Origin of the sequence: Pseudomonas sp. NCIMB 10586, assembly GCF_023127895.1 — a bacterium.
GTDB lineage: Bacteria > Pseudomonadota > Gammaproteobacteria > Pseudomonadales > Pseudomonadaceae > Aquipseudomonas > Aquipseudomonas synxantha_A.
On the sequence record NZ_SPKQ01000042.1, the window covers coordinates 272,223 to 283,678 of the forward strand.

Sequence of the window (11,456 nt, forward strand, 5' to 3'; positions counted from 1 at the left end):
GCGCGTGTGTAAGAAAACCGCTTCCCTTACCGGAAGCGGTTTTTTTATGCCTGGTTTTTTACCTCGCCAACTTGCGTTCGATCACCGCCCACAACCCGCCCTCCCCCACTTTCATCGCCCCCATACCGCCGCGCACCATGGCCGCCACCTGCATAAACCCAATAACAACAGGTCCAACACCATGAGCACTTTTCACCCGCGCCAGCTGTTGCTGGCTGCCGCTGTCGGCAGTCTTGCCGTTCCTGCAATCGCCGAAGAACACGGTTTTCTTGAAGATGCCAGCGCCAACCTCAACCTGCGTAACTTCTTCTTCAACCGCAATTACACCAACCCGACCAAGGCCCAGGGTGGCGCGCAGGAGTGGACGCAGAGTTTCATCCTCGACGCCAAGTCCGGCTTTACCCAAGGCACCGTGGGTTTTGGTGTGGATGTGCTGGGCCTGTACTCGCTCAAGCTTGATGGCGGGCGCGGCACGGGCGGCACCCAGTTGCTGCCGCTGGACCATGATGGCCGTCCGGCGGATGAGTTCGGGCGCCTGGGCGTGGCGTTCAAGGCGCGGTTTTCCAAGACAGAGCTGAAGGTAGGCGAATGGATGCCGGTGCTGCCGATCTTGCGTTCCGACGACGGCCGCTCCCTGCCGCAGACCCTGCGCGGCGGGCAGATCACCTCGAAGGAAATCGACGGCCTGACCCTGTATGGCGGCCAGTTCCGCGCCAACAGCCCGCGTGACGACGGCAGCATGAGCGACATGTCGATGTTCGGCAAAACCGCCTTCACTTCCGACCGTTTCAATTTCCAAGGTGCCGAGTACGCATTCAACGACAAGCGCACCCAGGTCGGCGTATGGAATGCCCAGCTCAAGGACATCTACAGCCAGCAGTATCTCAACCTGATCCACAGCCAACCTGTCGGCGCCTGGATCCTCGGCGCCAACCTCGGGTTCTTCTACGGCAAGGACGATGGCAGCGCCCGCGCAGGTAACCTGGACAACAAAACCTGGTCCGGCTTGCTTTCTGCCAGGTACGGCGGCAATACCTTCTACGTTGGCCTGCAAAAACTCACCGGCAACAGCGCCTGGATGCGCGTCAACGGCACCAGTGGCGGCACCCTGGCCAACGACAGCTATAACTCCAGCTACGACAACGCCGAGGAAAAATCCTGGCAAGTGCGCCACGACTACAACTTTGCCGCCCTGGGCATTCCTGGCCTGACCCTGATGAACCGCTATATCAGCGGCAGCAACGTGCACACCGGCACTATCACCGACGGCAAGGAGTGGGGCCGCGAAAGTGAAGTGGGCTACACCGTGCAGAGCGGCGGCCTGAAAAACCTCACGGTGCGCTGGCGTAATTCGAGCATGCGCCGCGACTACAGCAACAACGAATTCGACGAAAACCGGTTGATCGTCAGCTACCCCATCAGTCTGCTGTAAACCGGCGCCGGACTTGCTGTATGGTGCGCGCCTGCCGCTGCTGATCCCCCCAGCAGCGGCCTTTATCGAGCCTGCGTACCTGATGAAACCCTTTGCCGCAGCGAGCGTAGTGTTTGCCTTGGCCCTGAGCCTGAGTGGCTGCATCGGCGCGCCCATTGCCCTGACACCGGCAACCCAGCAACGCTTGCAAGCCCAGGCGCCGATCCGCTTTCTGCTGACCTTCGATGACGGCCCCAGCGCCTCGGGCTACAACAACCCGAGCCGTTCGGTCGTGGCGGATCTGGCGAATAACCCGGTATTGCCGGGGATCAAGGCGGTGTTCTTCTCTCAGACCGAAGCCGCTCGCTCCGGCGGCAGTTCTCGCGGGCGCAAGACCATGGAACGTGAATTCGCCGCTGGCCATGTACTGGCCTTCCACACGGCGACGGCGTTTCATACCAATCACCGCTGGCTGAACGATGCAGAGCTGGAACGCACCCTTACCGAAGGTGCGGCAGACATTGCCGCCATCACCGGCACGCCGCCCATGCTGGTACGCCCACCGTTCTGGAACTACGACCGCCGTACCTTCGCCGCCTACCAGCGGCATGGCATGCACGTACTGCTGACGGACCTCAGCGCCAATGACGGCAAGATCTGGGGCTTCAACGCCAGCCCGCGCCGGCGGGCCAATTTGTATCGGCAGCTGTCGGTCGTGCGTGAGCGCATCGCGCTGGGTGAACTGCCGATGGTGGAAGGCGTGATACCGGTGGTAGTGACCTTCCATGACATCAACCGCTACACCGCCCGGCATATGCAGGAATACATGCAGATCCTGATGGACAGCGCGCGAATCAACGGAGTGAAGACCGCTGCCGAGCCGTTCTACACCGACACTGCCATGCTGGAACGCGCAGCACTGGCACGCACCGTGAAGGATGTGAATGAAGAGGCCCATCTGCCGGGTGTATGGAACTGGATATGGGATGCGGACTCACACTGAAAGCTACAAACAGTTACAACAGTAAGATGTTTAAGTCAGACAGGTAGTCCCATCCTGCCCCACCACGCCCACCTTATTAACCACCCACTGACCATAAGCCCTTTGAATACGTAGGAAAGTGAAAAAAGTGGCGTTGGAACTCAGTACTCCTTCCCGCCCACTATCGGATCAGTAGTTCGCAAGACTTACCGCGCACTGCCCAACCTTCTCACACTTGCCAACCTTTAAAAGGACTTAGTCATGTTGACAACTCCCTTACAGAACAACTATTCGCACAGCCTTTACAACCCTAACTCCTCGATGGATAAACCCGTCAATTCCGCAGCTACGGCTCCAGCACAACAGCCCATCGAATCAAACCCCATCACCGAAGTACCACGCGCCCTCACCAGTACCCCGACCACTCACACGTACGATAACGGCAACGTCAAGATCACCTCGGCAACGGCTCATGAAGGCAGTTTTCACGGCGTTCCCATGCTGCGCAACAAAGTCACCATCGAAACCGGTAATAGTGCAGACAACGTTCACCTCAAGAGTCTTCCGGACATTGGGGTCGTCGCAGAAATAAACGGCAGGCGATACCTATTACCGGTTCAGAATGCTGGCGGCATAACCGAGACCGTGGAAATAAAAACCAAGGGTGGCGATGACCACGTCACGATTGCAGACGACGTCTGGTTCCAAACCACTGTGAGTCTTAACGACAACCACACGGTTTCCGGGACCAATGGCTATACCTCCGCCCCCGAGTCAGCGGGCGTGAAAACATTCTCGCAACCCGGAATCATCGCCATTGCACCTCACCTGCAAAAAGGCGCCGAGTTCAAACATGACGAGACCACCTTCAAGTTCTCGCCAAACGCCAACCCAAGGCAGTTCGGCGACGGCGTCATGCAAATAACCGCCGGCAGCGGCAATGACACTATTCGTATCAGCGCAGCAGAAGACAATTCATTGTTAGCTGAAGTGAATGGGCAACAATTCCTCCTGCCTATTAAAAACGATCCAGCAGGTGGTTCCAGGCTGTTCATTCAAGCCGGAGACGGAGACGATAAAGTCACCATCGACTCTAATGTAAAGAACTATGCCTTTATCAACATGGGCGAGGGTAAAGCAGGCACTTTGTACAGTGGCGGCGGGTTCGTTTCGGGTGAAGAAGAGCCCAATTTGAGGCAGCGCTATACCACGCAAAACTACAAACCTGTCGAAACCAGTGTCTGACCCCCGATATGGCATAACCTCACCCCACGCCAAGTTTGCATCGGCGCACGGTGAATGAATTCCGAGCCTAGGTGTACGTGATAAAAACCCACCTGATAACCAGGGGGTGGGTTTTCACTCTTTTTACGCTCGGGATTGCGCCTGCTAGCCCAAGTGCTGATCCGTTTCCCGCTGACCCTCTATGACGCCGTAGCGTTTCATACCAATCGTAGGTGATGCGGCTGCCGACGGTGACCGAGCTGATCCCATTGCAGCCACGCGGGTTATGTCGAGTGACCCGCAAATTTTTGTATCAGATGGGTTGGGCCAGAAACAATTAACAAATCACCCGGCAGAACCAGCGAACCAGGAGTTGCATGCTGGAAGTCTTGACTCGCGCGCTTCAGCCCTACGACCGTTACGCCAAATTTCTCACGGATCTGGCCGTCGGCCAGCGTGCTGTTATGGCTCGACAGGGGTGAATGAATCTTGGCAATGGCGAAGCCGTCATCGAACTCGATGAAGTCGATCATCCGCCCGGTAATGAGATGAGCAACACGCTCGCCCATTTCTCTCTCCGGATAGACAACATGATGGGCACCAATGCGCTGGGCTATTTGCCCATGCTCGGCAGTGCGGGCCTTGACCCAGATATCAGGGATACCCAGTTCGGTCAGCGTCATGATGGTCAGCAAGCTGGCTGACAGATCGGTGCCTATCCCTACAATGGCATGAGCGAAGTCGGCAACTCCCAACTGGCGCAAGACCTGCAGGTTGGTGGAGTCGGCCTGAACCGCATGAGTCAACAGATCTGCCCACTCATGGACAGGTGCGGGGTCCAGGTCGATGCCCATCACATCGTGACCAAGGCGCATCAGCGACTGAGCCACGGAGCCGCCGAAGCGGCCAAGACCGACCACCACCACGCTATCGCCCTTGGAAAATGAAAACTGCTCTGAAAACAAAAGTTTAGCCAACAATTGGATGTTCCTCAGGGTAGCGATAGGGCATGCGGCGCTCGCCCAAGGCTAATGACGCCGCAAGTGTAATGGTGCCGACCCGTCCGGCATACATCAGCAGCGTCAGCACCAGTTGACTCGATGGGGGTAGATCAGCGGTGATGCCAGTGGACAACCCGACGGTGCCAAACGCCGAGATGACTTCAAATATGACCTGATCGGTAGGCAAATCTGTTCCACGCAAGATAAAGAGCGTCGCCAGTACGATCATGGCGCTGCTTAGAACGAGCACCGTGATGGCTTGACGTTGGGCCGGGGCACCGACTCGCCGGCCAAATGCCTCGCTGTCACTGTGACCACGAATTTCGGCAACAACCAGCAAGACCAAAATGGCGACAGTACCGACTTTGACCCCACCCGCCGTTCCGGCGCTGCCCCCCCCGACAAACATCAGAAAGTAGTGCACTGCCCAACTTTCAGGCGTCAATGCACCTATATCGAGGGCGTTGAACCCGGCAGTACGCGCAGAAACGGAAGCAAATGCAGCCGAGAGGATTTTATCGGCTAACGCCATCGGCCCAATCGTCGCCGAATTGTCCCACTCGAACAGAAGCACGGTGAAAAACCCGCCCAGTAACAGGATTACCGTTCCAGTCAGGGTGAATTTGGTGTGTAAGGACCAACGACGGGGATGCTTGAACCTACTGCGCAAGTCATACAGCACGGGAAACCCAATGCCGCCGATAACAATCGCAACCATGATCGGCAGCAGGATCCAGCCATCTGAGGCATAGCGCATCAGGCTGTCGGGATAAAGGGAGAAACCCGCATTATTGAATGCCGATACTGCGTGGAACAGGCCATTCCAGGCTGCAACGGCCCACGGCAAGTCATAAGCCCAATGGAGTCTAAGTGTAAGCCACACGGTCGCAATGAATTCCAAGGCGAATGTCACTAACAACACCAGCTTGGCCACGCTGGCGATGTCGCCCGCCCCTAATGAGCGTGATTCCAACTGTGCAACCATTTTGGTGCGTAGACGAAAACTGCGGTTAACCATCAAACCGAGCAAGGTCGCCACTGTCATGATGCCGAAGCCACCGAGCTGGAACAGTAACAAAATCACTGATTGGCCGAAGGTTGACCAGTACGTGCCGGTATCCACCACTACCAGCCCGGTCACGCAGACAGCCGATACCGCAGTAAAGAAGGCAGTCAGCCAAGGAGCCGCGATACCCTCGGATTGAGAGATCGGCAGCATCAAAATGACCGTTCCAGCCACAATCGCTGCCAGGAACACCAAGGCAACCGCCCTGGCTGGATGAAGCATTAATTTCATTGGGCGTCAGGGCTCATGTCGTGTCAGGAAAATGCACAGCGCTCGAGAAACCTGACCTCTATATCACTCGCTTGATATCGATAGGCACAACTGAAGCAGTCAGCGTCAGCTCTAACTCAACATCATCCGCACTGGGATTGGCAGTATATGCCGTTGAAAAACTATTCAACGTAAGAGATTTCACTCGATGATCATTCAGTCAGGCTGGCGGGACTCAACCCCGAGCTCATCCCACACCGACTCGGCCAAGTGAAACGTCGCATTCGCCGCCGGTATTCCGCAATAGATCGCACTCTGCATCAGCACTTCCTTGATCTCGGCGCGGGTCACACCATTGCTGGCGGCCGCACGCAGGTGCAGCTTGAGCTCTTCACTGCGGTTCATGCCGATCAACATGGCGATGGTGATCAGGCTGCGGGTATGCCGAGGCAGCCCGGGGCGCGTCCAGATATCGCCCCAGGCATGGCGCGTGATCATTTCCTGGAACTCGCTGTTGAACTCGGTGAGGGCATTAAGGCTGCGGTCGACATGAGCATCGCCCAGCACTTCGCGGCGCACCTGCAGGCCATCGGCGTAACGTTGTTTCTCGTCCACAAAACGCTCCTCAGCGAGCCAGCAGAAAGTTGATCACGCGGTCGCTGAAGGCAGCGCCGGCTTGCACGTTGGACAGGTGCGCCGCATAGAACTCGGCGTATTCGGCGCCCTGCACATGGTGCTGGATAAAGTGGCTGCCAGCCGGCGGTGTCACCGCATCTTCAGTGCCGGCAATCACCAGGGTAGGCACCTTGATCAACGACAGTTGCTCACGAAAATCCGCGTCGCGCACGGCGCCGCAATTGGCGGCGTAGCCCTCGGGCGATGTGGCCGCGAGCATGTCGGTGATCTGCTTGGCCTGGTGCGGGTTGGCCGCAGCGAAATCCGCGGTAAACCAGCGCGCAATCGAAGCATCGCGTAACGCCACCATCGCAGCGGCGCCGTCACGCAGGACCATTTCGATGCGCGGGTTCCAAACCTCAGGCGTGCCGATCTTGGCGGCGGTATTGCACACCACCAGACGCCGCAAACGCTCGCCGGCGTGGATGCCCAGCCATTGGCCGATCAAGCCGCCCATGGACAGGCCGCAAAAATGCGCGCGCTGGATATCCAGCGCATCCAGCAACGCAAGCACGTCTCGCCCCAGTTGTTCGATGCTGTACGGCCCCTCGGTGACCAGGGATTTGCCGTGACCGCGGGTATCGAAACGCAACACGCGAAAATGCTCGGTGAACGCCGGAATCTGCACGTCCCACATATGCAGGTCGGTGCCCAGGGAGTTGGACAGTACCAGCACCGGTGCATCCCCCGGCCCGTCCAATTGGTAATGCAATTCGCCCTCGGCGAGTTGTACAAAAGCCACAGCGGTCTCCTCAGGCAGTCAAAGCAAAGTGTTCAGTCACGGCACGCGTGACCCAGGTCTGGGCCTGGCCCAGGTAATGAGCCGGGTCGAGCAGGCGGTCCAGTTCAGCCGCTGACAACTCGGCAGTCACCTGGGACTCATCCGCCAGTACGGCGCGCAAGTGACGCTGCTCGGCCACGGCGCGTTTGCAGCATTGCTCCAGCAGGTGGTGTGCGGTATCGCGGCCCAGGCGTTGGGCAAGCACGATGCTGACTGCTTCAGCCAACACCAGGCCCTGGGTCAGGTCGAGATTCTGCGCCATGCGCGCGGTATCGACCTCCAGCCCTTCACTCACCAGCAGCGCCTGTTGCAAGGCGCCGGACACCAGGCGGCAAATCTCTGGCAAGGTTTCCCATTCGGCGTGCCACAGGCCCAGGCTGCGTTCGTGCTCCTGGGGCATGGCGCTGAACATGGTCGCCACCAGGCCCGGCACGCGGGTGGCAGCGCTGATCAATACGGCGGCGCCTACGGGGTTGCGTTTGTGCGGCATGGTCGATGAACCGCCCTTGCCCGGGGCGGCGGGCTCAAACACCTCTGCCGCCTCGGTTTGCATCAACAGGCTGATGTCGCGCCCCAGTTTGCCGAGGCTGCCGGCGATCAGACCGAGCACGCTGGCAAATTCCACCAGGCGATCGCGCTGGGTGTGCCAGGGCTGCTCCGGCAAGCCCAGTTGCAACTCGGCGGCCAAGGCTTCGGCAACAGGTATGGCGTGTTCGCCGAGCGCAGCCAAGGTGCCGGACGCACCGCCAAATTGCAGCACCAACAGGCGCGGTTTCAACTCGGCAAGACGCTGGCGACTGCGTGTCACGGCGCCCAGCCAACCGGCGATTTTCATGCCCAGGGTGACCGGTGTCGCGTGCTGCAGCCAAGTGCGGCCAGCCAACGGCACGGCGGCGTGGCGCTGCGCCTGGGCAGCCAGCACGTCCCCCAGGCGCGCCAAATCCGCCTCGATCAGCACCAGCGCCTGACGCACTTGCAGCACCAGGCCGGTGTCCATCACATCTTGACTGGTCGCGCCCAGGTGCACATAACGCTCGGCGTCGGCATCTTCGCTGGCGATCAACTTGCCCAGCGCCTTCACCACAGGAATCGCGGAATTACCCGCCGTGGCAATGGCCGCGCCAAGCGCATCGACGTCATACAGCGAAGCCAGGCACGCCTGGGCAATCGGCGCGACGGCAGCCTGGGGAATCAACCCGACCCGAGCCTGGGCCCGGGCCAGCGCCGCCTCGAAATCCAGCATGCCCTGCAAGCGTCCCTGGTCACAGAACACTTCGGCCATGCTGGCGGCGGTGAAGTAAGCGTCGAACAGTTGATTGCTCGTGCGCAGCGTCATAACTCATCCCTTACAAATCGTGATGCAGGTACGCCGCCTGTTTAGGCAGGCGCAAGCTGAACAGGAAGGCCACCGCCATCATCGCAGTGACGTACCAATAGAAGGTGTTTTCCATGCCGATGGATTTCAGGCTCAGTGCGACCACTTCCGCCGAACCGCCAAACACCGCGTTAGCCACGGCATATGCCAGGCCCACACCCAAGGCACGCACCTGGGGCGGGAACATCTCGGCTTTGACCAGGCCGCTGATGGAGGTGTAGAAGCTGACAATCGCCAAGGCCAGGGTGATCAGTACAAACGCCAGGAACGGGCTGGTCACGGTTTTCAAGGTCAACAGGATCGGCACAGTGAACAAGGTGCCAAGGCCGGCGAACCAGAGCATGGAATTACGTCGCCCGATCTTGTCGGCCAACATGCCGAACAGCGGCTGCATGCACATGTACAGAAACAGCGCGCCGGTCATGATGTAGCTGGACGTCTTGGCGTGCATACCGACAGTGTTAACCAGGTACTTCTGCATGTAAGTGGTGAACGTGTAGAAAATCAGCGAGCCGCCAGCGGTGTAGCCCAGCACAGTGATGAAGGCTTTGCCGTGGTCACGGAACAGCGCGACGATGCTGCCGGCGTCCTTGTCCTGACGCATTTCCTTGCTGGTTGTTTCTTTCAGGGTGCGACGCAGCAGCAGGGAGATCACCGCGGCGATGGCGCCGATTACAAACGGAATGCGCCAGCCCCAGGCACGCAGTTCTTCTTCGGTGAGGATCTGTTGCAGGATCACCACCACCAGCACCGCCAGCAACTGGCCGCCGATCAGGGTCACGTACTGGAACGAAGCGAAGAAACCGCGCTGGCCCTTGAGCGCAACTTCACTCATGTAGGTCGCCGTGGTGCCGTATTCGCCACCCACCGACAAGCCCTGGAACAGCCGCGCCACCAGCAGCAGCGCCGGGGCCCAGGCACCGATGTCGTTGTAGGTGGGCAGGAAGGCGATGACCAGGGAACCGGCGCACATCATCAGCACCGAGATCATCATCGAGTTCTTGCGCCCGTGCTTGTCGGCCACCCGGCCAAACAGCCAGCCGCCGATCGGCCGCATCAGGAACCCGGCGGCGAACACACCGGCGGTGTTGAGCAGTTGCACCGTGGGGTCGTCCGAGGGGAAAAACGCTGGGGCAAAATAGATTGCGCAGAAGGCGTAGACGTAGAAGTCGAACCATTCGACCAGGTTGCCGGAGGAAGCCCCGACAATCGCAAAAATCCGTTTGCGGCGTTCTTCTCCGGTGTAGTGACTCGTTGTTGTTGTCATGGTTTTTTACTCAGTGGGAACGGTTATAGCCTAGACATACTTTGCAACAACCATGTTCCGCAAGCAGACTTTTGGGTATGTAGTGACTGGGAGGGCCTCATCGGGAGCAAGCCCCCTCCCACATTGGTATGTATTCACAAGTCCAAATGTGGGAGGGGGCTTGCTCCCGATGGGGCCCTACAGCCAACTCAGTAATCGAAAAACACCGTTTCCTTATCTGTCCCCTGCAAAATCACATTCCACTGATGCACGCCCTGCGTATCCGGCTTGGCAATCAACGTACCGCGACGCTCGACTGGCACACACGCCAGCAGCGGGTCATCGCCATTGAGTGCCTCACCGTCAAAATAAATCCGCGTCAGCAAGTGCTTCACCAGCCCGCGGGCAAACACCAGCACCACCAGGTGCGGCGCCTGGGTGGTGCCCTTCAAGCCAGGAACGGCACCCGGCTTGATGGTGGTAAAGCGGAACCGCCCTTCGGCATCCACCGGCACCCGGCCAAAACCTTCAAAGTGCGGATCGACCGCCTTGTCCTGTTCATCCTCAGGGTGGTCATATTTACCGGCAGCATTGGCCTGCCAGACTTCCAGCATGGCGTCGTTGACGACATCACCGTTGCCGTCCACTACCTGGCCGCTGATCGCCACGCGCTCGCCGAGTGTGGCGGCTACAGTCATGTCTTCGCGGTTCAGCCAGGTCAGGCCAATGTGGTAATACGGCCCGACGGTGTGGGACGTGGTCGCGTTGAGTGTCATCTCATTTCTCCATCGGCGTGGCGTCGCGGCCGCGCAGGACGATGTCCCAGCGGTAACCGAGGGCGTAGGAAGGGACGGTCTTTTCCAGGTCGAAGCGCGCGATCAGGCGTTCCTTGGCCCGCGTATCCGGCACGCAGTTGTAGATCGGGTCGTATTCGAGCAATGGGTCGCCAGGGAAATACATCTGCGTCACCAAGCGCGTCAGCACACTGGGGCCGAACAGCGAAAAATGGATATGCGCCGGGCGCCATGCATTGTGATGGTTGCCCCACGGGTAGGCGCCGGGCTTGATGGTTTGGAACTGGTACCAACCATCGGCGTCGGTAACGGTGCGCCCGGTGCCGGTGAAGTTCGGGTCCAGCGGCGCGTCGTGCAGGTCACGCTTGTGGTTGTAGCGCCCGGCGGCGTTGGCCTGCCAGATCTCCACGAGAATGCCCGGCACCGGCAGGCCATTCTCGTCCAGCACACGGCCATGAATGATGATGCGCTCGCCTTGGGGCTCGCCTTCATGCTGGGCGGTCAGGTCGTTGTCCTTGTCATTGATGCGCTCGGCGCCGATCGTCGGGCCGGTGATTTCCGACAAGGAATGGGGCAGGAACACCAACGGCTGGGACGGCGAACGCAGGTTCGTCGACTGATACGCCGGGTGCAGGTAATCAGGTTGAGTGCCCGCTTGCGGGCGCCGGTAACCAGGCTTGTCACTCATGGA

The 11,456-nt window shown here is 59.2% G+C and carries 11 protein-coding genes; 3 read left to right on the top strand and 8 right to left on the bottom strand.

The features are described 5' to 3' along the window. Positions 1 to 181: 181 nt before the first annotated feature. The 3 genes from E4P01_RS16585 (at position 182) to E4P01_RS16595 (ending at position 3,638) form a co-directional block, all read left to right on the top strand. Entirely contained in the window at positions 182 to 1,432 is a 1,251-nt protein-coding gene (locus tag E4P01_RS16585) for an OprD family porin (protein ID WP_216090859.1), read from the top strand. Between the two features lie 82 nt (positions 1,433 to 1,514). After that, positions 1,515 to 2,414, top strand: coding sequence for a polysaccharide deacetylase family protein (locus tag E4P01_RS16590; RefSeq protein WP_216092230.1), 900 nt, complete (start codon positions 1,515 to 1,517; stop codon positions 2,412 to 2,414). Positions 2,415 to 2,654: 240 nt separating this feature from the next. Continuing rightward, on the top strand, positions 2,655 to 3,638 hold the full coding sequence (locus tag E4P01_RS16595; RefSeq protein ID WP_216090858.1) for a hypothetical protein: 984 nt from the start codon (positions 2,655 to 2,657) through the stop codon (positions 3,636 to 3,638). A 263-nt stretch (positions 3,639 to 3,901) separates the two neighbouring features. On the opposite strand, the gene E4P01_RS16600 is transcribed toward E4P01_RS16595, so the two are convergent. The 8 genes from E4P01_RS16600 to pcaH all read right to left on the bottom strand — a co-directional run bounded on the left by E4P01_RS16600 (position 3,902) and on the right by pcaH (position 11,453). Beyond that, the gene (locus E4P01_RS16600) at positions 3,902 to 4,597 is read right to left on the bottom strand and encodes a TrkA family potassium uptake protein (RefSeq protein ID WP_216090857.1); all 696 of its coding nucleotides are present in this window, start codon (positions 4,595 to 4,597) and stop codon (positions 3,902 to 3,904) included. Then, a complete protein-coding gene (locus E4P01_RS16605; protein WP_216090856.1) occupies positions 4,587 to 5,915 on the bottom strand; it encodes a potassium transporter TrkG in 1,329 nt (442 codons plus the stop codon). Before E4P01_RS16605 ends, E4P01_RS16600 begins: the two co-directional genes overlap by 11 nt. Positions 5,916 to 6,110: 195 nt before the next feature. Next, complete coding sequence (pcaC, locus tag E4P01_RS16610; protein ID WP_078741193.1) at positions 6,111 to 6,509, bottom strand: 4-carboxymuconolactone decarboxylase; 399 nt, start codon at positions 6,507 to 6,509, stop codon at positions 6,111 to 6,113. Positions 6,510 to 6,519: 10 nt separating this feature from the next. Continuing rightward, the gene (gene pcaD / locus E4P01_RS16615; RefSeq protein WP_216090855.1) at positions 6,520 to 7,311 is read right to left on the bottom strand and encodes a 3-oxoadipate enol-lactonase; all 792 of its coding nucleotides are present in this window, start codon (positions 7,309 to 7,311) and stop codon (positions 6,520 to 6,522) included. A gap of 10 nt (positions 7,312 to 7,321) precedes the next feature. After that, the gene (locus E4P01_RS16620; RefSeq protein ID WP_216090854.1) at positions 7,322 to 8,686 is read right to left on the bottom strand and encodes a 3-carboxy-cis,cis-muconate cycloisomerase; all 1,365 of its coding nucleotides are present in this window, start codon (positions 8,684 to 8,686) and stop codon (positions 7,322 to 7,324) included. Positions 8,687 to 8,696: 10 nt separating this feature from the next. Further along, positions 8,697 to 9,992 (bottom strand): MFS family transporter, encoded by a 1,296-nt coding sequence (locus E4P01_RS16625; RefSeq protein WP_032877321.1) that lies wholly within the window; start codon positions 9,990 to 9,992, stop codon positions 8,697 to 8,699. Between the two features lie 188 nt (positions 9,993 to 10,180). After that, positions 10,181 to 10,747, bottom strand: coding sequence for a protocatechuate 3,4-dioxygenase subunit alpha (pcaG, locus tag E4P01_RS16630; RefSeq protein WP_216090853.1), 567 nt, complete (start codon positions 10,745 to 10,747; stop codon positions 10,181 to 10,183). Between the two features lies 1 nt (position 10,748). Continuing rightward, positions 10,749 to 11,453, bottom strand: coding sequence for a protocatechuate 3,4-dioxygenase subunit beta (pcaH, locus tag E4P01_RS16635; protein WP_005785874.1), 705 nt, complete (start codon positions 11,451 to 11,453; stop codon positions 10,749 to 10,751). Between the last annotated feature and the right edge of the window lie 3 nt (positions 11,454 to 11,456).

Excerpts from the sequence above, each read along its gene's own strand:
- E4P01_RS16585 (WP_216090859.1), top strand. The coding sequence starts at position 182 with ATGAGCACTTTTCACCCGCGCCAGCTGTTGCTGGCTGCCGCTGTCGGC.
- E4P01_RS16590 (WP_216092230.1), top strand. The coding sequence starts at position 1,515 with ATGAAACCCTTTGCCGCAGCGAGCGTAGTGTTTGCCTTGGCCCTGAGC.
- E4P01_RS16595 (WP_216090858.1), top strand. The coding sequence starts at position 2,655 with ATGTTGACAACTCCCTTACAGAACAACTATTCGCACAGCCTTTACAAC.
- E4P01_RS16605 (WP_216090856.1), bottom strand. The coding sequence starts at position 5,915 with ATGAAATTAATGCTTCATCCAGCCAGGGCGGTTGCCTTGGTGTTCCTG.
- E4P01_RS16620 (WP_216090854.1), bottom strand. The coding sequence starts at position 8,686 with ATGACGCTGCGCACGAGCAATCAACTGTTCGACGCTTACTTCACCGCC.
- E4P01_RS16625 (WP_032877321.1), bottom strand. The coding sequence starts at position 9,992 with ATGACAACAACAACGAGTCACTACACCGGAGAAGAACGCCGCAAACGG.
- pcaG (WP_216090853.1), bottom strand. The coding sequence starts at position 10,747 with ATGACACTCAACGCGACCACGTCCCACACCGTCGGGCCGTATTACCAC.
- pcaH (WP_005785874.1), bottom strand. The coding sequence starts at position 11,453 with ATGAGTGACAAGCCTGGTTACCGGCGCCCGCAAGCGGGCACTCAACCT.